Source organism: Rhizobium sp. 3T7 (assembly GCF_020166565.1).
Classification (GTDB): domain Bacteria; phylum Pseudomonadota; class Alphaproteobacteria; order Rhizobiales; family Rhizobiaceae; genus Rhizobium.
The window spans coordinates 23,835-46,065 of sequence record NZ_JAIQXS010000017.1; the positions used below are offsets into that span (position 1 = coordinate 23,835).

Sequence of the window (22,231 nt, forward strand, 5' to 3'; positions counted from 1 at the left end):
AGTTTCCAGCAGTGCGCATGTCATTCCAAGGCCGTGGCTTCGTCTCTTCAGCGCGTGCGATCAAGCGCAATGAAGGAGCCGGCATCGCTGCCAGGAAGCTAGGACTATGAAACGATTTTTCTTCAACATCCGAGAGGGCGGCGAACTTATCAAGGATCCCGATGGCACTCTACTTTCGGATCTCAATAGTGCGATTTCGGAAGCGAACGGCGCTGCACGCGAGCTTCTTGCATCGGAAATCAGAAGTTGTCGGTCGGCCGACGGACGCAGCATGGAGATTACCGACAAGACACGCACTGCCGTGGCCGTGATAGCGCTGCGCTCGATCGTGTTGGGCTGATAAGCGGCGTATCCCATCTTTTACTCAGATATGCGAAACCGCATAAGTCGGCCACCAACCTAGGCATCAATTCTGGATGAGACTTGAGACTGTCGCTTGCAATGATTGGGCAAAACCTTGATCGACGCCGGATGTTCCAGAACCGTTCGTTGGTTGCACCGTTCTTTTGAAGAGTGACGGTCGACGTGGAAGCCCGTCGCCCACGCAAAGTCGAGAATTCATCCGTGGAAAGCGCTTCTTCCACGCCTTCTCAAACAAACGACGTTTCAAGCAACCCGGGAACTCTTCCCTCCCGGAAAGGTTAGACGCCAGTAGCGATTGACGCGGAGTGATAAAATGCCCAGCGATGCACGCCGGCCTGAGCCCCCATACCCCTCGCAGCGTCAGGAACCACCTGGCGCTGAAAACATGATGAATCCCGTCCCCGACCATGGGGAACACAGTTACCAAGGCAGCGGCAAGCTCGACGGAAAGGTTGCCCTCATCACCGGCGCCGATTCAGGCATCGGAAAGGCGGTAGCGATCGCTTTTGCCAGGGAGGGTGCTGATATCGTCGTGTCTTACCTGAATGAAGATGACGATGCACGTGATACGGGTCTGTGGGTGGAAAAGACAGGACGCAAAGCGATATTATTGCCCGGGGACATCAAGTCCGTAGACCACTGCGAGGCGCTGGTTGAACGGGCTGTCAAAGAGTTTGGAAAGATAGATATTCTAGTGAACAATGCTGCATTCCAGCGCACCTATGCCGACATCGCCGACATAACAGCCGAGGAATGGGACGAAACATTCCGCACCAATATCTATGCTCCCTTTTATCTTGCAAAGGCGGCGGTTGCGCACATGAAGCCCGGGAGCACGATAATCAACACGACATCCATCCAGTCGCGACAACCCTCTCCCTATCTCCTGCCATATGCGTCGACGAAGGGAGCAATCTCGAACTTCACGGCAGGTCTCGCCGAAATGCTCGCTGACAAAGGAATCCGTGTTAACGCCGTAGCACCCGGCCCGATCTGGACGCCGCTCATCCCGTCGACAATGCCCGCTGATAAGGTTGCGAGGTTCGGTGAACAGACCTTGATCGGTCGCGCCGGACAGCCAGCGGAACTGGCGGGCGCTTTCGTCCTGCTCGCCTGTGAGCTTGGCAGTTATATGACGGGCGCCGTTATCCCGGTGACCGGCGGCGAGATCATGATCTAGACACCGGAGCCTGCGTCACGATGCCTCTTCGAGGGCGGGATCCGGCCGGAAGATAAAGACGCTTGCCCCGGCCCCGCAAACTCGTAGGCGAGCTGTGGGACGGAGGACCAGGTGGCTATCAAGTCGGTGGTTTTCCACCCGGATGGGCTGAATGGAACGACAAATGTCGAGATACGCTCCGCCGTTATTGCGGGACGAAGACGGCATGACGCAAGACTTCGCCGCCCGTGTCCTCGGTTCCGGCATATCTATGATCTACGCGGGCGCAGGCCATGGGCTGCGTGAACTTCATCACGGCGCGTATTGAGCCCTCGCAACGATCACTATTGTCAGCGCGGTGACGATAGCGAACTTTGTGATAATCCCCTATGCGGATGACAAGACCGCCCGCATTGCCGAAGGTTTCCGGCAATGGCCACGATTTCTCGATGTCGTGGGGGAGCTGGCTGTTTCAGTCTTGTCGCGCCCGGATCAGACAACTCACTCATCGGCCGCCTTGCCCAGTGTATCTGCAACGTAGGCCCCGCGGGCTCCCATGGGCAAGGGGGCGCCGGTCGTCGTATCCCTTGCGGTTTGGTGCTCCAGCTCTGCATTCAATTCGCCGCCTACGATCAATATGACAAGCGACAGCCAGGTCCAGACAAGGAAGCCCATCAACGCCCCCAAAGTGCCATAGGTTGCGTTGTAGTTGGCGAAATGGTCGAGATAGAATGAGAAGCAGACTGACATTAAAAACCATGCCACCGTAACGAGAACAGCGCCCCAGGTCATCCACCGGAGTTTTGCCGGTTCGCGACTTGGTCCGAACCGATAGACGGCTGTTGTTGCGATCGCTGCAATCAGGAGGAGGAAAGGCCAGCGTAGTAAAAGCGCCAGGTTTTCCTTGAATTGATCGAGCCACAGGTAAGACAACAAGACGGGCATCACCGCCACCAGTCCAATCATCAAGGTCGCAGCCAGCATTGCGCAAAGCGTGAAAGAGAGACCAAGAGTGTTGAGCCTGATCGGGCCCCGTTTTTCCGTTTCCTCGTAAGCGATATTCATCGCGTCGAAAATGGCAAGCGTGGCGCTATGAGTGCTCCATACCGCGATTGCCAGGCCCACAAAGAATGTCAGCCCCAACGTGCTGGTTTTTGCTTCAACGAGGGTTTTGATCCGTTCGGCGATGAGATCGAAGGCGCCAGGCGGCAGCAAGGCTGAAAGCTCGCGCAAATGCTCGGCCATCGTCGCCGGATCTGCAATCAGACCATAGATGGCAACAAGAGCGGCAAGTGCGGGGAAGAGTGCCAGAAGGAGATAGAATGTTACGCCGGCTGCGATGAGTGTCACGCGGTCATCAAGAACCTCATGAACCACGCGCCAAAAGACGTCGCGGAGGCCTTTCATTGGAATGGCCTCTGGAACCCTCGCGTCTCTACCCCTTCCACGATCGTCTGCAACCGTTTGCATGGGGCCATTTACCTCACTGCGCGCCGTGGTAAGCAGGCCGACAAAAGCCATCGATAGAATAAGAAGTGCCATTGTGCTTGAAGGTTTCATGGCAGACGCCTCGGGGCCATTGCGCAGCATTGCCACTCGATAACGCACTTATCCCGAAAAGGATGCAGCGAACCGGAAAGTCGAGCCCCCCGACGCTTCACAGGCATGGCGGAGCCCGCCCGAATGTGCTGAGCAGTAACGACTACGTCGTTCGTTTTCCACTAATGGTGATTGTTGCCGTCTTGTTAAAATTGAAAAAGACCGCGCTCGCGCTAAGGCAATTCCGGCAGATAGACCAATGAGGTATACGACTTAGGTTCATCTGGCATCGCGCCGGGGACAGTCTAGAATTCACGCGTCTGTCTGAGTGAATACAGCAGTAAGCCTTGTGTTCGGGATCTCATCCCACGGTCTATTAGGGCTCCCGTTCCTTTTTCAAAGGAGTGTCAGGATGTCTTACTCGAACGATCCCAATCTGCCTCGCAATACCGCGCGCCGGCGTTTTCTCGGGGTGGCCGCCGCTGCCGGTGCTCGTTTGGCGAGCGTGACGGCCGTTGCCCTGGCGGCTTCGTTGTCGCCAGCACGCGCGGCGGGCCTGCATTTGGGATGGCGTAACGGGGGCGGCCCCGGCAACGGGCAGGGAAACTCCGGCGGTGGCGGCGGTGCGCAGTGCTTTCTGCGGGGGACAGCTATCCTCACGGATTGCGGTGAAAAGCGGGTCGAGGATCTTCGGATTGGCGATCGCGTCGCGCTTGCAGGCGGAGACGCCCGCCCGACCAAATGGGTGGGTCGCCAAGTGTTCAAGAAGAGCGGTGCGAGCTGGCATGAAAGCGTCGTGCCGATCCGAGTGGCGCGGCATGCGCTGGATAGTTGCACTCCCCATGCCGATCTCTACCTGTCGCCCGGCCATGCGCTATTTTTGAACGGCGTTTTGATCCGCGTGAAGGATCTCGTGAATGGTACGACGATTGCTCCCATCGCACCCCCTGACGATATGACGATCGAGTATTACGCCGTCCTGCTAGCGACCCACGAAGTGATCCTTGCTGAAGGCGCTGCGGCGGAGACCTTCCATCCCTCGGACAGCAATCGCGAAAACTTCTCGAACTTCGCGGAATACGAACGGTTATACGCCGGTGAGGCGCGCGAGGAAATGACATCCTATGCGACCGTCCTTGGCGAGGAAGGCGGCTGGCAGCATCTTAAAGCTCTTCTTCTGATGGGAGCTTCTCCTTTAACGCCGATGTTCGATCCATTCGAGGACGCTTGCAAGAAGATCGATGTCCGGGCCAAGGAGTTGTTTTTGCGTTAACCCGGAAACACCCTGCGGCCAGGATTACACACGGCGCCGCCTCGAACCCCTGGGTTCTGTGTGTCGTTCTGTCTACGGCCAGGTCGCCGCTGCGGCGGCGGCCTCGGCATTTTCGGCCGTCGCTGCGGCCTCCATCGCTCCGACGTCGATCTGCCATTGCAGAACGCACCGTTGACGACGGGTAGGGTTCTCGACAGCTTCGCTGCGCATGCGCAGTCTTCTGAACCGCCCCTAGATTTCTTTGAGACTTTGGATCCCAGCAGACTGGCGTAGTCTGGAGCTGTTCTGACAGCACATGCAGGACAAGAAGGGAAGTCCTTTGCCCCATGCTCAAACGCGGGGATTTCCCTGCGTGTTCAGCGGACATCAGTCAGATACGCCTACCCAAATGGTCATCAAGTTGAGTACGTCATGACGCTTGACCTTGCCCCATGATCCTGATCCTGGGTATCCCGGACGAGGCGCCCGTGGCGCGCGCCATTGCCGCTGCGCAGGCCAATGGCATCGGCCATATCGTGTTTGATCAACGCGATCACCTGGCTGCAAATCTGATGCTGACGCTGGATCCGATAGCCGGCCGGCGCGGGGTTCTTTCCGACCCGAAAGGCACGGTCAATCTCGCTTCAGTGTCCGGTGTCTATGTCCGGCTGATGGACGAACGATTCCTGCCCAATATCATCGAATTGCCGCTGATTCACCGCAAAGGTTACGCTCGGCGCGCTTCCATGCGTTGTTGCAGGATTGGCTGAACGTGGCTCCGATCCGCATCGCCAGCCGTCCGCCTGCAATGTTGTCCAACATGTCCAAGACCTATCAGGCTGGAATCATCAGGCATTGCGGCTTCGCTATCCCTCTTTTTGTCAATACATGTATAGACATTATTGTTGGACGGTGGTTCTATCCTGCAAAAGCAAGGGGATCATCATGGCCAATACGATGTTCGATCTGGCAGGAAGAGTGGCAGTTGTGACCGGTGCGAGCCGCGGCCTGGGCCAATGGATTGCGCTGGCGCTTGCCGAAGCGGGTGCCGATGTTTGCGTTACGGCGCGCGATCAAAATTCGCTAAGCGAAACCAAAGGGAGGATCGAGGCCCTTGGCAGGACCTGCATCACGAGCGCCCAGGATGTGACAGACATCTCGTCCATCGACGAAACGCTAAGCAAGTTCGAAAACATCACTGGCGAAGTCGATATCCTTGTCAACAATGCCGGCTATGAACAGGTATCCCCCTCGCTCGACGTCGATGAACAGATCTGGGACAAGATCATCGGCACCAACCTCAAGGGCGCGTTCTTCTGGTCGCAAGGCGCAGCGCGGCGGATGTCAAAACAGCCTCGGGGCGGAAGCATCATAAACCTTTGCTCACTTACCTCCTATATCGGCATCCCGACCGCTGTGCCCTATGGCTCCTCGAAGTCGGGACTGCTCGGTATGACCCGAGCGCTTTCGGCCGAATGGGCGCCGCTGGGCATCCGCGTGAATGCAGTGGCACCGGGCTATTTCCGCACAGCGATGACCGAGGGTTTTTATCAGAACCAGGGCTGGTCGGCCAAAATGCTGGACAAGATCCCACAAAAACGGTTCGGCGATGGTTCCGACATCGGCGGCGCCGTCGTCTTCCTCGCAAGTGGCGCATCGGCGTACATTACCGGCCAATGCATTCCTGTCGACGGCGGTTATTTGGCGTCGATCTAGAAACGGAAGATGACGCTTGACAGCACACGAATGATCATATTGTCTATAGATGTATAGACAACTCTAGACAATAAAAAACGGGAACGAAGTCTTCGACTTCCTGGGAATTTGCCGGATAGCCATATCCGGCGTCCTCGCACGAATAGCTTGCAGGGTATTGCGCCGGTGGCCACCGACTTGCGGTGCGTTCCCGCATGACCTGTGGGCAACTTGGATCGTCGTGCCGTCAGCGCGCGGACGACTGCGGCTGTGCGCCTCTGTGCGCCAAGAAGGATATGAGCAATGACCGAAGTCACTTTTCATGAATATTCCAATCTTGGACCGGATGAGAAGGCCGCGCTCTTGCGACGGTCCGAAACAGACATCTCCGGTTTCATCGAGAAAGTGGCACCAATCCTTGAGGCCGTTCGCACCGAGGGTGACCGCGCCGTGGCCCGCTTCGGCCGTGACCTCGACAAGGCAAATATTACAGAAGCAACGATCAAGGCAACGGAAGCAGAATTCGACGCCGCCTTCAAACTCGTTAGCGAGGATGTGATCGAGGCCATCACCTTCGGCATCGAGAATATTCGTCATTTTCATGAAGAGCAGAAGCCTGAAGCCATGTGGCTGAAGGAGATCAAGCCAGGCGCCTTTGCCGGCGACCGTTTCACCCCGATCAAGTCCGCCGCCCTCTATGTTCCGCGCGGCAAAGGTTCGTTTCCGTCGGTCACGATGATGACCTCCGTCCCGGCCGTCGTGGCAGGTGTTCCGAACCTTGCGATCGTCACTCCGCCTGCCCCGGACGGTAGCGTGGACGCCGCAACACTCGTGGCAGCGCGTCTGGCCGGCGTGCAAACTGTCTACAAGGTAGGCGGCGCTCAGGCAGTCGCAGCGGTTGCCTACGGGACGGAAACGATCAAGCCGGCACTGAAGATCGTTGGGCCGGGAAGCCCTTGGGTGGTCGCAGCCAAGCGGAGCCTGTCAGGCATCATCGACACCGGCCTGCCTGCTGGCCCTTCGGAAGCGATCATTTTCGCGGACGACACTGTCCATGGCGGCCTTGCCGCGCTCGATCTCCTGATCGAGGCCGAGCATGGTCCCGACTCTTCCGCCTATCTCGTGACCCATAGCCGCCGCGTGGCCGAGGAGGCCCTCGCCGCTCTGCCTGAGCATTGGGCACGTATGACCGAACAGAGGGTTCAGTTCTCGAGCGCTGTCCTTTCGGGCAAATGCGGTGGGATCATCCTCACCTCCTCGATCGAGGAAAGCTACGACTTCGTCAACGCCTACGCGCCCGAGCATCTCGAAATCCTGTCGCAGGATCCCTTCGCCCATCTCGGTCACATCACCGAGGCTGCGGAAATCCTCATGGGTCCGCATACGCCTGTCAGCATCGCCAATTTCTGCCTCGGTCCGAATGCCGTGCTGCCAACGAGCCGCTGGGCGCGCACGTTCGGCCCGCTATCGGTGACCGATTTTGTGAAGCGCAGTTCGATCGGCTACGTGACAGCGTCGGCCTACCCCGAGTTTGCGAAGCGTGCTCATACGCTTGCGGAGTATGAAGGATTCTCATCTCACGCGCATGCGGTCTCGGCGGTCCGCGACAACTACCTGCCAAAGCGGGGTTGATAGGATGAAGGCGGTCCGCCTTTACGACGCGCTTGATCTCAGGGTCGAAGAAGTCGACAGACTTCTGTCGCCCCCGGCAGGTTACGTGACGATCGATGTTCGCGCCGTGGGCATCTGCGGCTCTGACCTTCACAACTACAGAACCGGCCAGTGGATCAGCAGGCGTCCATCCACCGCTGGACACGAGTTCTGCGGTCGCGTCTCCGCAATCGGTGAGGACGTCGAAGGTCTCGCGATCGGTGACCTCGTCGCAGCTGACTCCCGCTTTTACTGTGGTCAATGTGAAGCATGCAGATCAGGCCGCACCAATATCTGCGAACATCTCGGCTTCGTCGGCGAGGTATGCGACGGAGGATTTGCGGAGCAGGCCCAACTACCCGCTCGTCTGGTTTTCAAGCACGAGCCGTCACTTGATCCTGCAGCGGCGGCCATGGCCGAACCTTTGGCCGTCGCCCTTCATGCGATACGACGGCTTAACCCACCCCAAGGCGAGGCGATTCTCCTAGTCGGCTGCGGGACGATAGGCGGTCTGTGCGGTTTGCTGCTTTCACATCTCCACGATGGGAAGTTGTTGTTTGCGGATTTGAATGGCAGCCGTGCCGAGATGGTGGCCGCGATTTGCGGAGGATCGGTGGTCGCGCTGGATAAGTCGCAAGCAAGGACTGCGCTCGGCGACGCGCGACTGCGTTACGCGGTGGATGCAACGGGAAGTACAAAAGCCATCGCGCAAGGAATCGAACTGCTGGACGGGGGCGGCGCCTTCGCTCTCGTTGGCATCAGTCACGAAAAGCTGGATCTGGATCCCAATGTCCTCGTCGAGCGCGAGATTTCTCTGGTTGGCTGCCATGCCTTTGAAGGCGAACTCGCCGACGCCATTGCGCTGTTGCCAAAGCTGCAGTCCTCACTTCTGCAATTTAGCGAGATCCTGGATTCACTCGACGAAGTTGCTGATGCGTACCGCCGACTGATCGATGGTCGCTCAACCAAATTAAAAACGATCATTCGAATAGCAGATTGATCAAGCACACGCCTCGGCGTGAGACGGAGATAGAAATTGCCCGGTCTTTCAAACACCGCGCTGCCGCTCTACGAAAAGGTCAAGGGCTTCGTCCTCGACAATATCGGAAACGGCAACTGGCCACAGAACGAGAAGCTTCCGTCCGAGCACGAGTTGACGTCTTCGCTCGGCGTTTCTCGCATGACGGTCCATCGCGCGCTTCGTGAACTGACGGCCGAAGGCTATCTGCGTAGGGTCCAGGGCGTCGGGACATTCGTGTCGCCTCCCAAGGCGCAATCGACCCTCATCGAGATCAGCAACATCATCACCGAGATCAAAGCGCGTGGAAGCCAACACCGCGCGGAGGTGATCCTGCTCGAGCGGATCGAGCGGCCGGATCAAATGCTATTGGACGCGTTCGAGTTCAAGAAGCTTTGCCCCATTGATCACTCGCTGGTCGTTCACTACGAAAATGCCGTCCCTGTTCAACTTGAGGAGCGGTACGTCAATACAGAGCTGGTAAAGAACTATCTCGATCAGGATTTCACCTCCATCGGCACCTATGATTACCTTCAGCACAGCACGCCGCTCACCGAAGTCGAGCATCTCATCAGCGCCATCCCGGCGACTGAGAGACATGCACGCCTCCTGCACATTCGTGAGCGCGACAGCTGCCTGGTCCTCAACCGAAAAACATGGACGGGGCAAGCGATCGCAACGGTCAATACCTTCACCTATGTCGGCAGCCGCTACTCGCTCGGCAGCAGATACTTGCCGCCCAAAAAATGAAAATCTTCGCGTCATTCCAGGAGTGAGAGAAATTATGGGGCAGCCTAACAGCCGGACCGCAGCCATCCGGGAAAAAGCCAAGAAGCGCGACGGCAGTGAGCCTGTGCTTACGGTCGTGCAGCTCCAGGCCAGGCCGGCGTCGACCGTGCGATCGAGACATTGCGTCGCGAGTTCTCGATTACCTTGGTTTTGATGGGCGTGAGCTCGATCGCCGACCTAAAGGAACCTGGCTCGCACCTTATATTCAAACAGTGACCACTAACGCCGGTGAAAGGAGATAACCACCCACACACGATATCCGTCCACCATGACCTTCATGGTTGGGCGTATAGTTTCAGAAAATGCGAGCTATGTGATCCATGAAATCATCAAAAGAGGGGTTCCCAATGAACTACAAATCCATCAGCAAGCAGTTTTCCCGCGCAGCGATCGCGCTTGGGATTGTTGGCGTCCTCGCTATCGCACAGGCCGGCGCTCAGGATCAAATCCCATCCAAGCCGGAGCCGGGCACCTTCAAGATCGGCATCGAGCCATGGCTCGGTTACGGTCAGTGGCACGTCGCCGCCAGCAAGGACCTGTTCAAGAAAGCCGGCCTTGAGGATGTCGAGCTTGTCAACTTCAGCGAAGACAAAGACATCAACGCAGCACTTGCCAGCGGTCAGCTCGACGCTGCCAATATCGCCACGCACACCGCCATGGGCATGGTCGCCGCCGGCCTGCCGGTGAAGATCGTCTCACTTCTCGATTTCAGCCTGAAGGCGGACGCAATCCTTGCCGGAAGCGACATCAAGAGCGTCGCTGACCTCAAGGGTAAGAACATCGCCTTCGAGGAAGGCACGACAAGCGACATCCTGCTGAACTACGCGCTTGCAAGCAACGGCATGACGATCAACGATATCGTCCGTGTGCCAATGCCCGCAGCTGATGCCGGAACGGCATTGATTGCAGGCCGTGTTCCCGTTGCTGTCACCTACGAGCCTTACATTTCAACGGCGCTGGCCCAGGACAAGAATATCAAGCTGCTTTTTGAAGCCGGCAAGGATCCGGGCCTTGTCTCGGACGTCCTCGTCGTTCGCGAGGAGGTGCTGAAGCAGAAGCCTGGGCAGGTGCTCGCCATGATCAAGGCCTGGGATGCGGCTCTGGCCGACTACAAGGCCAATACCGAGGAGGACCGCACCATCATCTCGAAGGCCGTGGGCGCCTCCCCGGATGATCTGAAAACGGCCTTCGACGGCGTCCAATACTATACCTCTGCTGAAGCGGCCAAGGCCTTTGCCGGTGACTTCAAGACCAAGACCTTCGCCGACGTTCTGAAGGCGGCCAAAACAGCCGGCCTCGTGACCCAGGACGTTTCCGCCGACGCCATGATCGACACATCGTTTGTCGATGCAGCGAACAAGTGACCTCTGGCCACCAACGGGACCGTAATGTCTAGCTCAGAATTGTCGTCGACACCGAAGGAAAGGCCCCGCGCGCAATCGCGCGCGGGCGTCGGTAGACCACCCGGTGCCTTTCGGATCGGGGATCCGATCAGCGGTCAGTCGTTTTTTCTGATTGCGGTTGCTGTTTTTGCCCTGCTCTTCGCCGTGTGGTGGGTTGCCACCGTCACCGGCTGGGTGAAACCGATTTTCCTGCCCTCGCCTGGAGCGGTGTGGGTAAAAATGGTAGAACTGGCGATGGATGGCACGCTGTGGACCGATGCGGGTATCAGCATCTATCGCATGCTCGTCGGTTTTCTTATTGCATCGGCCCTGGCGATCCCGATCGGGATCATGATCGGCTGTTTCAAGACCTGGGAAGCGGCCATCGAGCCCTTCGTGGACTTCGTCCGCTATATGCCAGTCGTCGCCTTTGTTCCGCTGACCATTCTGTGGGCCGGCACAAGCGATATCCAAAAGTTCGTCATCATCTTTATCGGAACCTTCTTCCAGCAGGTCCTGATGGTCATGGACAGCGTCAAGCGTGTGCCAACCGACTTCGTCGGACTAGGCCGCACGCTCGGCATGTCGGAGACCAAGATCTTGCGCCGCATCGTCCTGCCGTCCGCTCTCCCCGGCATCTGGGACACGCTGCGCATCAGCCTTGGCTGGGCCTGGACCTGGCTTGTGCTGGCAGAACTTGTCGCGGCGACATCCGGCCTCGGCTATCGCATCGTCGTCTCTCAGCGATATTTTCAGACGCAGACGATCATTGGTTACATCTTGCTCCTTGGCTTGCTCGGTCTGATCACAGACCAGAGCATGAAGGCCCTCGAGCGTGTCTTCTTCCGTTACGCTTCGAGGCATTGAGATGAGCGAATCCAAACTTAAGATTGAGGGGCTCGACAAGTGGTATGGTGGCAGGAAGAACCGCGTTCATGCCCTCAGCAGTATCGACCTGGAACTCGCCGACAACGAGTTCGTCTCCCTGGTCGGCGCATCCGGCTGCGGCAAGAGTACGCTGCTGTCTATCGTGGCTGGACTTCAGGGCTTCGACAATGGCGTTCTTTTGACGGACGGTGCGCCGATCGTCGGCCCAGGGCTCGATCGCGGCGTTGTCTTCCAATCCTACACACTGCTGCCGTGGCTTAGTGCACAACAGAATGTGGAATTTGCCCTGCAGGCGGCCGGACTACCGACAGCCGAGTGCCGGGATGTCGCCCGTCACCACATTGAACTGGTGAAGCTCACCAAGTTCGCCGATGCATTTCCGTCGCAACTGTCGGGCGGGATGAAGCAGCGCGTCGCCATTGCACGTGCCCTTTCCTATCGCCCGAAAATGCTATTGATGGATGAGCCGTTCGGCGCACTTGACGCGTTGACCCGACACCAGATGCAGGAACTCCTTACGCAGATCTGGGAAGAGCATCGGCTGACCGTTCTCTTCGTCACCCACGACGTGGAAGAGGCCGTCTATCTGTCCGACCGGATCGTTGCGATGAGTATCAATCCGGGACGCATCAACGCGACCTTCCACGTCGGGCTCGCCCGTCCACGGAGCCAGGACATGATTTCGACGTCGGAATTCGTTACCCTTCAAAAGCAGGTGCTTGCCGCAATCCGCGCCGGATCGCGAAGCGAATTGGAACATTGACTCCGTCAATGCGGGGCGGCTGAAGCAGCTCGCATTTGACCTCAATTCAAAGGAAAAGCCATGTTCGAAACCCTCACTGCCGCGCCGCCGGACAAGATCCTCAGCCTCTCGGTTCTGTACAAAAATGACGCACGGCCGACGAAAATGGATCTCGGCGTCGGCGTCTACAAGGATTCGCAGGGCGCGACCGTCATCATGCGGGCCGTGCGTGACGCCGAGAAGCGCCTTTATGAAAGCCAGACGACCAAGACCTATGTCGGCATGGCAGGCGATGAAGGTTTCAACAAGGCCATGCTGAAGCTGGTCTTTGGCGAGAAGGCCGATCTCTCGCGCATGTTCGCCTGCCAGACAGCGGGCGGCTCGGGCGCGCTCCGCACGATCGCCGACCTGCTTGTAAAGGCCCGGCCTGACGCCACCGTCTGGCTCTCCGATCCGACCTGGGTGAATCATGTGCCGATCCTGAGGGCTGCAGGCTTCAAAACCGCGACCTATCCCTATTTCGATCCAGTCAGCGGCACGGTGAGGGCCGATGCCATGCTCGAGGGATTGAAGCAGGCGAAGGCCGGCGACATCATCCTACTGCATGGCTGCTGCCACAACCCGACCGGCGCCAATTTGACGATCGAGCAGTGGGGTCGGGTCGCGGAACTTCTCGTCGAACGTGATCTTTTCCCTTTCGTCGATCTTGCCTATCAAGGCTTCGGCAACGGTTTGGAGGAAGACGCCGCCGCCGTTCGCCTACTCGCAAGCAGGGTGCCGGAAATGGCTGTCGCCACCTCTTGCTCGAAGAATTTTTCGGTCTACCGCGACCGCGTCGGGGCCGTTATCCTGATGGGCAAGAACGCAGAAAGCGTAAAGATCGCCGGCAGTCAGGCGCTCGCTACCACTCGCGTGCTCTATTCCATGCCGCCGGACCATGCCGCCGCCGCCGTCCGCATTATCCTCGAGGACGATGCGCTGCGCGCCGACTGGAAGTCCGAGCTCGATACCATGCGGCTTCGCATGCTCAATCTGCGCAAGGGTTTTGCCGAGGCGCTCCGTCGCCAGTCAAACTCCTCTCGCTTCGACTTTATTGCCGATCACCGGGGCATGTTCTCGCGGCTCGGCCTGACCGAAACGCAGGTCGATCGGCTGCGGGACGAGTTCGGCATTTATATGGTCAGCGATTCCCGCTTCAACGTCGCTGGCCTCAGAGAGGATCGGCTCGACGACCTCGCCAAGGCTGTTGTTTCGGTGCTCTGAGCCTAAGACCTTTTGCCAGCTCAGTTGATGAAGGTATGGCGCCTATTCTGCTGATTAGAACGGATACCTCAGCAAATTGAAGCGTCAACTCCATTCGATATCGTGGCAACGAGCTCTGAAAGCGAGGATCGTCTTAAGTAGATTTGAAGTTCAGACTCTCCATATCGTTGAGGATTTTGAGAACCTAACTGATTCTGCCACTTGATCGCAGATGGCTACCGATCCCGAAAAAGGTATGCGTCATTCAACCGCCAAGTTCGGATTGAGGGGCAGCTACGGAGCAAAAATTTTTCGGAGCTAGAAGGTGAACTTGTTTTGATCCTTGCTCGTGCGGGAGTTGAACCGGCGTCACGCGATCAACCCGACTTAAGTACCTGAAAATCAAACATTCTGGCGTAGGTTCTGTGCAATAGCGCGAACCTCTGTGGTATGGTATTGCGCAACCTTGGTGGGCGAAGCGCCAAGGAGCACGAGTTTATTGGTACCATGGCGACCGGCTTTCACGTTCTTGCACTTGCGATATGCCCCGAGCTAACGCTCCGAGCATTTGGTAGGCATTGGACCGCAAGGCAAGCAAGATTCTGCGCCGGCCGGAGACAATGACGGCTCAAGTAGCGGTGTGGTTCACCCCTTCGAACCAATCGAACTGTCGAACGTTCAACGAGATCATTACCGTAACCTCGAAAAGTTACTCACTCCCATCAGGACTGCCCGGTGACCTATCCGCAACTCCGATCCGAAGACCCGGAACTGGCGATTGAGACACGAAGCGGGTTACCCGCTTTGGTTTTGGCAGCACTTGGTGTCGTTTACGGCGATATCGGGACCAGCCCGCTCTATGCGTTTCGCGAGGCTCTGCATGCGACAGCAGGATCGGGATCGCACCGGGAGAACGTGCTTGGCATTCTTTCGCTGATTGTATGGGCTCTGACGATCGTCGTCACCGTGAAGTACGTAACGTTCGTTCTGAGGGCCGACAATCGAGGCGAAGGCGGGACGCTCTCCTTAATGACGCTTGCACACCAGAGTTTCGTTGGGAAGCCAGCATGGATCCTCGTTCTGGGCGTCGCAGGCGCTTCCCTGTTTCTCGGCGACGCGATCATAACGCCTGCAATCTCCGTGTTGTCCGCCGTCGAAGGGATCCAGGTCGTCGCCCCTGGCCTCTCCGGATGGATCGTGCCGATCACCGTCACCATCATTGCCATGCTGTTCTTCGTACAGCGCTTCGGGACAGGCGGGGTTGCATCGGTGTTCGGCCCCATCATGGCAGTCTGGTTTCTGATTCTCGGAATAAGCGGCGGCATCCATATTCTCGACGACTTAGAAATCTTCAGCGCCATCAACCCGCTTCATGGCATTCTATATGCCTCGAGCAATGTCGGGCACGCGATCGCTGTCCTCGGAGCAGTGTTTCTTGCGGTCACGGGGGCGGAGGCGCTCTATGTCGACCTGGGCCATTTCGGCCGACGGCCAATCGTGACGGCATGGTTTTTTCTCGTCTTCCCCTGCCTGCTTCTGAACTACTTCGGACAGGGCGCGTTCGTGCTTGCGAACCCGGATATGACGCAACATCCCTTTTTTGACATGCATCCGGAATGGGCGCGGGTGCCGATCGTGTGTATGGCAACCGCGGCCACGGTCATTGCGAGCCAAGCAGTGATCTCGGGGGCATATTCCCTTGTTCGTCAGGCCATGCACCTCAGCTTGCTACCGCGTCTCCAGATCCTGCACACCTCGGAAACACACTCCGGTCAGATCTTCATGCCGCAAGTGAACGCGTTCCTTTTCGTATTCGTCGTAGCACTCGTTCTGTATTTCAGGAGTTCGAGCGGACTTTCTGCCGCATACGGTATCGCGGTTACGGGCGAGATGCTCATCACCAGCGTCCTACTCTTCGTCGTGATGAAGCACATCTGGAAATGGATGACCGCGACCACTGCAGCCATCATCATCCCGCTCTTTCTCATTGACGCCGGGTTCTTCGTCGCGAATATCGCCAAGTTTCCTGAGGGAGGATGGGTTCCGGTCACCGTGGCATGCGCCATGGGCCTTATCATGCAGACGTGGATGGCGGGACGCCGACTGTTGGCCGCCCGGACGCGTGCCGATGAAGTTCCGCTCGAGGGGATCATCCACAGGCTTGCCAAGAAGCCGCCTCCGACTGTGCCCGGAACGGCCGTCTTTCTGACGAGCGACGTCGAAGGCGCGCCCACAGCGTTGCTGCACAGCCTGAAGCACTACAAGGTCCTCCACGAGCACAATGTCATCCTCAGCGTCGTCACCGCGACGGAGCCGTTCGTACCTGACGAGGAGAAGATCTTTCTCGAGAGTTTCAGTCCTCTGTTCAGCCGACTGGTGATTACGTTCGGATACATGGAGACGCCGAACATTCCGCGCGCCTTGGTGCTTGTGCGGAACCTCGGACTGAAGTTCGACATCATGTCGACGTCGTTCTTCCTGTCACGCCGGACCATCCTTCCTTCGAAGAAAGGCGGAATGCCCTTCTGGCAGGATCGGCTGTTCATCGTTCTCGCGCAGAACGCAGGCAACGCCACCGATTACTTCGGCCTTCCCAGTGGCAGAGTAGTGGAACTCGGGCTTCAAACTGTCATCTGACTGTTTGTGGACTGCGACGATGTCGTGAGCGTCCGGTGAGCGGATTTTGCTGAACGAGCCAGTTAGGCGATGTTCTGGCATTAGAACCAGCATTGGTGCTGACACTAATATCAGATCTGAGAGGTTGGCATGGCTCGCATTTCCGGCGTTGAGCGTAGGCGGCGGTGGTCGAAGGAAGCGAAGCTGGAGATATTGGCGGAAACGGATCAGCCCGGCGTTCGCATTGGTGATGTCGCTCGTCGCCATGACATTTATCCTGCGCAGATCCGTTTATGGCGCGCCGTCATGATCGAGCCACGCGGCAAAGGTATCGTTCTCTGGACGCTGCGCTATGGGGACGAGGTCCGCGATGAGGATAGCTATTTCGAGGCGATCGCTGACGAAGAGGCCGATCCTGAGATGATGCCGCTCGTCCAGCAGTTGATCAAAAAGCAGACGAAGGACTGGAGCCCGAAAATGGTCGCTGACCCGGTCCAGGAGCGGCTTCTCGACATTATCGCCGCCAAGAAGAAAGCGTTGAAGCAGCCCGCCAAAGCCAAGGGCAAATCCGCGCTATCATCGCCACCAAACAACGTTGTCAATATCATGGACGCGCTAAAGAAATCGGTCGCAGCCGAGAAGCGGGCGGGCAGATGAGCCGCCGAGCCAAACCATTGCTTCAGGACGACCAGGTTCTTAAGTCCAAACCAGCCAAGCCGCGCGATCCGGCGCAACCCAATCTTCCGTTTGATCCGATGCCCGCGCGCGTGGAGCCATGTCTTGCGCTTCTGAAGACCGCCCCTCCCAAAGGCGTGGGTTGGGCGTTCGAAGTGAAGTGGGACGGTTACCGCTTGGCAATTCACATCGAGCCAAAGGGTGTGCGGATCATCACACGCGGCGGCCATGATTGGACGCATCGCTTTCCGGCGATCGCTGAGGCAGCCCGAAAGCTGGGTGTAGGCACCGCCATCCTCGATGGGGAGGCGGTGGTCCTGGACAAAGAGGGTCGATCGGATTTCGGGGCGCTGCAGCGCTCGCTCGGTGGACGGGGCGGCAAGCGTTCGTCGACGGAATCGGTGTTCTTCGCTTTCGATCTTTTGTATTTCGACGGTCATGACCTGACAGGAACCGAACTCTCCGTCCGCCGGCATCTGCTCGAGGACTTTCTCGATGGCGTCACCGGCGCAATCCAGCTGTCGGAGGAAGTGCATGGCGATGGAACGGCACTTCTGGCACATGCCTGCTCCCTCGGGCTCGAAGGTATCATCGCCAAGCACCGGGATCAGCCTTATCGTTCCGGCCGCACCGGCGACTGGCTGAAGATCAAATGCGTCCAGAGCGAAAGCTTCATGATCATCGGCTATGAGCAGTCGACGGTTGCGCGCGGTGGGATCGGCAGCCTACTTCTTGCCGGCCGCAAGGGACATGACTGGATCTATGTCGGCTCGGTCGGCACCGGCTTCAATACAAAGGATGCCGAGGGCCTTCGCATCACGCTCGACAAGCTGAAGACCACTAGGCCGGCGGTACCGCTCAAGGGCAAGAACCTGGTCTTCGCCCAGCCGACATTGATCGCAGAGATCGAATTTCGTGGATGGACACATGACGGCAATTTGCGACACGCATCCTACAAGGGCCTGCGCGAGGTTCAGGACAATGCCACGGTCTTCGACATGAGCGACAAGCCGACCGGTTAAAAAGACAGGGCGCTCGACCCTTGCGGGGAGCGCCCTGTCGGACCCGGACGACCGTGTGCGGCAGCCAAGCTGCTCGACAAAGCGGTCATCAAAACGGGTGATGGCCGATAGATGATGTCCGACCGTCCGGTTTTCAAGGCTCATTGACGCGATCGAGTTCGAAGAAATAGATCCGCTCGTCGCCGCTGATCGTCATCGCTCCCATGACCCTGTCCTCGTCCATCCGGCGAAGGTGATCGACGATCGGCTGGTCGTCATAGACCATCGCCGCACTCTCGACACCGCCAAACACGATTGTCTTCAGGGAGGCGACCGGCCCCCTCGCCCGAAGTCGACGCTGCAGATAGAAAAACAGGTTGCGGGCAACGCGGGTCCTGCCAACCCCATGGAAACGAAGCGCCAGGCGGAGCGGTATCCTTTTCGGATCGATCGCGACCAGGCGCTGCTCACTTGCGTGAAACAGCAAGGCGTCCGCCCGCATGTCCGGCCTGAACCGCTTGCCGTACCAGCCGAGATTTTCAAGCACACCGTCGAACGGATGACCGGCCGGAATGCCGCGTCCTTTCCATAGGCCGACGAGGTCGCGCGGTCCGATCGGCGGCAGGCGTCGAAACGCCTCAAGGGTGGTCTGCTGTTCTCCCACCGGAAGAATTGTCCTTCTGCTTGCGCTCGCTGGCCCGCCGCCTGGATTTGGCGTCGCGCCGCGCAATCCGCAACTCCTCCAGATCAGGCATCCACCAGCCGCGCTTGAGTTCGTCTTGGTCCGGTGGCGTGCGTGCCGGCCAGGTCGTCACCAATTCTTCCAATGTGCCTGTTCGCCAGGATGCCCAGACAAATTCTTCGCTATTCGCTGCGGGAAAGTAGAAGGCGCTAACCGTCGCCCGATCCGCCAATTCGCCGTCCGTGCCTATGAAGAAGACCACCCCGACATGCGTTCCAATCGCGCGCTCGAACGGCGGCCCGTCCTCGGCGGGGACCGGATAGCGTTTTCGCCGCCGCTCCCTTGTTCTTGCCTTGGACGCTTCGTCTTCCTCTGTCCCCTTGATCGCCTCGCGCCTTGCGCGGCGTGCTTCCGGCTCATTCCGCTCTGCCGCCGCCTCGATCGCTGGCCATCGTTGCCGGAGCTCATCGAGCGAACGATATGGAACAGTCCAGAGGCGGCGATCAGCATCCCAGCGCGCGTAGGGGATTTCCCGGATCTCGTTGACGACGCTGGGCGAATAAGGCGTCCGGATCTGCAGGAACGCGGGCGCGGCCTCGAGATACCGGCTCTTGATCGGCTCGAACGTAAAGGCGTCCCTACCCTTCTCGTCGGCGAATCTATCGGCCCCGGCTTCCAACTCGGCCATCCAGCGGCCGATGCGCTTCTCGGCGGTGCGGCCGGGCACGAACCAGGCATTCAGGCGGTCGCTCCACCGCGCACGCGGGAATGCCTGCCGAAATCGCTCTACCGTTATCCGGTCATGCGGCAGGTCAGTGGTTGCGCCTTCACGCGGCGGCCGGTCGGATGTGTCCTTCGTTTGCTCGTCCATGCGACATCACCTGGCAGCCACCCATGGATGATCACGCTGCCCGTTTTGATTTTCCGAGGCGCTTGATCGCCTGCTCAAGCGGTCGCTCGCCATCACAATAGTCCTGCCAGGCGGAGGTTTTCGTAAGAAGTGCAGGGACTGTTCGCACCGTAAACCGCTTCGGGTCGAGATCGGACTTCAGCTGCGTCCAGTTAAGCGGCATTGACACCGTGGCACCGGACCGTGCGCGCGGTGACAGTGGCGCCACGGCGGTGGCCATACGGTCGTTGCGGAGATAATCGAGAAAGATCCTCCCGCCTCGAAGGCTCTTGCTCATCTTGATGAGATAGAGGTCGGGATTGTCGCGCGCCATCTGTTGGCAGACATCGTGCGCAAATCCTTTGGCCTCAGCCCACGTGAGCGGCTTGCGCTTGTTGACGGCAAGCGGGGTTACGACATGCAGTCCCTTGCCGCCGGTGGTCTTGCAGAAGCTGACGAGGCCGAGCTCCACCAGCCGGTCGTGCATCTCACGCGCGGCCGCGACAACAGTCGAAAACGGCACGTCGGGGCCGGGATCGAGGTCGAACACCAGCCGGCCGGGCACTTCCGGCAGTCCTGGCTCGCAATTCCACGGATGCAGTTCGATACCGCCGATCTGCGCAATCGCCGCGAGCCCCTCGATTCGATCTACTTGCAGATACGGCTTCTTGTCACCGAAGACCTTCACCAGTTCGAGAAGGTTCGATGTGCCGGGCATCGCATGGCGCTGGAAGAACTGCTCCCCGCCAATACCATCCGGCGCACGGATGATCGAACAAGGCCTGCCCTTGAGGTGATCGATGAGCCAAGAGCCGACGGCTTCGTGGTAGCGGGCAAGATCCTCCTTGGTGACAGGCTCTCCATCGCCCGCGTCCGGCCACAGCGGCTTGTCCGGATTGGAGATGAGGACGCCCATGACCTCGGCCTTGGCGCCTTTGCGCCGGACAGGTTTGGACTTGGCAGTCGGAGCAGGTTCAGCGGCATCTGTCGTGGCAGGCGATGCCGGCCTCTCGGCCTCGACCTCTTTCGCCGGCTTGTCCTCGCGCAGTCCCTTGAAGGCTGCCTGGCGTACGAGGCCGTCTGCGGTCCATCCTTCAAATTCGATTTCGGCGACGAGCTCGGGCTTCACCCAGACAACTTCGGCCTGCTTCTTCGGAGCACCGATACCGGTGAACGGCGATCTTGCCGTCTCGTGCGCCTTCAGTTTCGGAAGTAGCATCTCGACTTTCTTGGCGCCGTAGCCGGTTCCGACACGACCGACATAAACGAAATGATCCCCGCGGTGAACGCCGACCAGCAGAGACCGGAAGCTGCCATTGGTCTTGGCGTAGCCGCCGATCACCACCTCATGGCCAGCGCGGCATTTCGACTTCGCCCAGGTGTCGGTGCGGCCTGATCGGTAAGGCGCATCCATCTGCTTCGAGATAACGCCTTCGAGATGCAGCTTGCAGGCGGACCGCAACACTGCGTCGCCACCGGATTCGAAATGCTCGACGAAGCGGATGCGGGAATTGTCGCTTGACTCGGCAATTAGATTTTGCAGCCGCTCCTTCCGCTCGACCAATCGCATCGACCGCAAATCCTCGCCGCCGTCGAACAGCAGGTCAAATGCGAAATAGACGAGATCGCCGGTCTTGCCCTCCGAAAGCGCGGCCTGCAGTGCGGCAAAATCCGGCGCGCCATTTTGGTCGAGCGCGCAGATTTCGCCGTCGATGATGCAGTCGGGGAGTTGCGAGGCGGCCTCGGCAATCTCGGGATATTTCGCCGTCCAGTCGAGGCCTTTGCGGGTCTTCAGCGTCACCGAACCATCGGCGACACGCATCTGGATGCGGTAACCATCGAACTTGATTTCGTGCAGCCAATCGTTACCCGCCGGCGGCCGAGCAACCTTCTCGCAAAGTTGTGGGTCGATGAAATCCGGCAGGTCGGCGGCGGTGGAGGTCGCAACATCCTTGCGTGACTTCTTCCGCTCGTCGGCCGCCAGCCCATGCTTGCTGTCCCAGACCGCGTCGGCCTCCACAGCCGCATTCGCCATCATGAACGGTCTTGGCCTGCGCCCCTTACCCGCGGCAATCTGATCCATGCTGCGACCGGAGGCGACAGAGGTCGCGTTCTTCTCCAGGATCGCCGCGCCGTTCTCTTCGACGGAATGATCGTCGTGATGTTTGATCAGCAGCCAGTTGGTTCGCTTGCCGCCATCGCGGTCGTTGCGCATCCGGACCAGGACGAAACTGCCATGCAGGCGCTTGCCGTCCAACGTAAACTTGAAGTCTCCGTTCTTCAGGGCATGTTCAGGAGACTTGCGACCTTCCGGCTCCCAGTAGCCGCGATCCCACAGCATCACCGTGCCGCCGCCATATTGGCCCTTGGGGATGGTGCCTTCGAAATCGCCATAGTCGAGGGGATGATCTTCCACTTCGACGGCGAGCCGCTTGTCGTGCGGATCGAGCGATGGCCCCTTGGTCACCGCCCAGGACTTGAAGACACCATCGAGCTCGAGCCTCAGGTCATAGTGAAGTCGGGTCGCATCGTGCTTCTGGATCACGAACCGGCGGCGGTTCGACGGTTTGACGTGTGCCTCCCCACTCGGTTCGCTGGTCTTCTGGAAATCACGCTTGGCGCGATATTTCGAGAGACTGTCGGCCATAC

20 protein-coding genes and 2 pseudogenes are annotated in these 22,231 nt (G+C 58.7%); 17 read left to right on the plus strand and 5 right to left on the minus strand.

Annotated elements, in window-relative coordinates:
- Positions 1-106 precede the first annotated feature (106 nt).
- From K9B32_RS21125 to K9B32_RS21135, 3 genes and pseudogenes are all read left to right on the plus strand, one after another.
- Positions 107-340, plus strand: a complete 234-nt coding sequence (locus tag K9B32_RS21125; protein ID WP_224565689.1) for a DUF6894 family protein — start codon at positions 107-109, stop codon at positions 338-340.
- A 336-nt stretch (positions 341-676) separates the two neighbouring features.
- Positions 677-1,543: an SDR family oxidoreductase gene (locus K9B32_RS21130; RefSeq protein WP_224565691.1), complete on the plus strand. Its 867-nt coding sequence runs from the start codon at positions 677-679 to the stop codon at positions 1,541-1,543.
- A gap of 77 nt (positions 1,544-1,620) precedes the next feature.
- A pseudogene (locus tag K9B32_RS21135) lies at positions 1,621-1,842 on the plus strand (glycogen debranching enzyme GlgX); the annotation flags it as partial.
- A gap of 181 nt (positions 1,843-2,023) precedes the next feature.
- Here the strand turns inward: K9B32_RS21135 and K9B32_RS21140 are convergent.
- A complete protein-coding gene (locus tag K9B32_RS21140) occupies positions 2,024-3,043 on the minus strand; it encodes a YihY/virulence factor BrkB family protein (RefSeq protein ID WP_411969732.1) in 1,020 nt (339 codons plus the stop codon).
- Positions 3,044-3,473: 430 nt separating this feature from the next.
- Here K9B32_RS21140 and K9B32_RS21145 point away from each other — a divergent pair, with 430 nt between their 5' ends.
- Complete coding sequence (locus K9B32_RS21145) at positions 3,474-4,334, plus strand: Hint domain-containing protein (protein WP_224565695.1); 861 nt, start codon at positions 3,474-3,476, stop codon at positions 4,332-4,334.
- A 72-nt stretch (positions 4,335-4,406) separates the two neighbouring features.
- Here K9B32_RS21145 and K9B32_RS21150 read toward each other — a convergent pair whose 3' ends face one another.
- Positions 4,407-4,544, minus strand: coding sequence for a hypothetical protein (locus tag K9B32_RS21150; RefSeq protein WP_224565697.1), 138 nt, complete (start codon positions 4,542-4,544; stop codon positions 4,407-4,409).
- 257 nt (positions 4,545-4,801) lie between these two features.
- Here K9B32_RS21150 and K9B32_RS21155 point away from each other — a divergent pair, with 257 nt between their 5' ends.
- From K9B32_RS21155 to ligD (K9B32_RS21215), 13 genes and pseudogenes are all read left to right on the plus strand, one after another.
- Complete coding sequence (locus tag K9B32_RS21155; RefSeq protein ID WP_224565699.1) at positions 4,802-5,083, plus strand: hypothetical protein; 282 nt, start codon at positions 4,802-4,804, stop codon at positions 5,081-5,083.
- A 175-nt stretch (positions 5,084-5,258) separates the two neighbouring features.
- Entirely contained in the window at positions 5,259-6,029 is a 771-nt protein-coding gene (locus K9B32_RS21160) for an SDR family NAD(P)-dependent oxidoreductase (RefSeq protein ID WP_224565701.1), read from the plus strand.
- A 282-nt stretch (positions 6,030-6,311) separates the two neighbouring features.
- Entirely contained in the window at positions 6,312-7,640 is a 1,329-nt protein-coding gene (hisD, locus tag K9B32_RS21165; RefSeq protein WP_224565703.1) for a histidinol dehydrogenase, read from the plus strand.
- 4 nt (positions 7,641-7,644) lie between these two features.
- Positions 7,645-8,658 (plus strand): zinc-dependent alcohol dehydrogenase, encoded by a 1,014-nt coding sequence (locus K9B32_RS21170; RefSeq protein WP_224565705.1) that lies wholly within the window; start codon positions 7,645-7,647, stop codon positions 8,656-8,658.
- 36 nt (positions 8,659-8,694) lie between these two features.
- Positions 8,695-9,426: a histidine utilization repressor gene (gene hutC / locus K9B32_RS21175; RefSeq protein WP_224565707.1), complete on the plus strand. Its 732-nt coding sequence runs from the start codon at positions 8,695-8,697 to the stop codon at positions 9,424-9,426.
- Positions 9,427-9,540: 114 nt separating this feature from the next.
- Positions 9,541-9,681, plus strand: a pseudogene (locus tag K9B32_RS21180) (alpha-hydroxy-acid oxidizing protein); the annotation flags it as partial.
- A 131-nt stretch (positions 9,682-9,812) separates the two neighbouring features.
- Complete coding sequence (locus K9B32_RS21185) at positions 9,813-10,829, plus strand: ABC transporter substrate-binding protein (protein ID WP_224565709.1); 1,017 nt, start codon at positions 9,813-9,815, stop codon at positions 10,827-10,829.
- A 24-nt stretch (positions 10,830-10,853) separates the two neighbouring features.
- Complete coding sequence (locus K9B32_RS21190) at positions 10,854-11,714, plus strand: ABC transporter permease (RefSeq protein WP_224565711.1); 861 nt, start codon at positions 10,854-10,856, stop codon at positions 11,712-11,714.
- 1 nt (position 11,715) lies between these two features.
- Entirely contained in the window at positions 11,716-12,498 is a 783-nt protein-coding gene (locus K9B32_RS21195; RefSeq protein WP_224565713.1) for an ABC transporter ATP-binding protein, read from the plus strand.
- Between the two features lie 60 nt (positions 12,499-12,558).
- Positions 12,559-13,740 carry an aromatic amino acid transaminase gene (locus tag K9B32_RS21200; protein WP_224565715.1) on the plus strand — a complete coding sequence of 394 codons (1,182 nt, stop codon included), beginning with the start codon at positions 12,559-12,561 and terminating at the stop codon, positions 13,738-13,740.
- A gap of 714 nt (positions 13,741-14,454) precedes the next feature.
- Positions 14,455-16,356 (plus strand): potassium transporter Kup, encoded by a 1,902-nt coding sequence (locus K9B32_RS21205; RefSeq protein ID WP_224565716.1) that lies wholly within the window; start codon positions 14,455-14,457, stop codon positions 16,354-16,356.
- 129 nt (positions 16,357-16,485) lie between these two features.
- Positions 16,486-16,992: a transposase gene (locus tag K9B32_RS21210; RefSeq protein WP_224565718.1), complete on the plus strand. Its 507-nt coding sequence runs from the start codon at positions 16,486-16,488 to the stop codon at positions 16,990-16,992.
- Complete coding sequence (gene ligD / locus K9B32_RS21215; RefSeq protein WP_224565720.1) at positions 16,989-18,032, plus strand: non-homologous end-joining DNA ligase; 1,044 nt, start codon at positions 16,989-16,991, stop codon at positions 18,030-18,032. The genes K9B32_RS21210 and ligD (K9B32_RS21215) overlap by 4 nt, the downstream gene beginning before the upstream one ends.
- A gap of 133 nt (positions 18,033-18,165) precedes the next feature.
- Here the strand turns inward: ligD (K9B32_RS21215) and K9B32_RS21220 are convergent, their stop codons facing one another.
- Genes K9B32_RS21220 through ligD (K9B32_RS21230) form a run of 3 tightly spaced genes read right to left on the minus strand, consistent with a single transcriptional unit; the run spans position 18,166 to position 22,229 of the window.
- Complete coding sequence (locus tag K9B32_RS21220) at positions 18,166-18,684, minus strand: DUF4334 domain-containing protein (protein WP_224565848.1); 519 nt, start codon at positions 18,682-18,684, stop codon at positions 18,166-18,168.
- Positions 18,650-19,564, minus strand: a complete 915-nt coding sequence (locus tag K9B32_RS21225) for a hypothetical protein (protein ID WP_224565722.1) — start codon at positions 19,562-19,564, stop codon at positions 18,650-18,652. The genes K9B32_RS21220 and K9B32_RS21225 overlap by 35 nt, the downstream gene beginning before the upstream one ends.
- Positions 19,565-19,595: 31 nt before the next feature.
- Positions 19,596-22,229 (minus strand): DNA ligase D, encoded by a 2,634-nt coding sequence (ligD, locus tag K9B32_RS21230; protein WP_224565724.1) that lies wholly within the window; start codon positions 22,227-22,229, stop codon positions 19,596-19,598.
- Between the last annotated feature and the right edge of the window lie 2 nt (positions 22,230-22,231).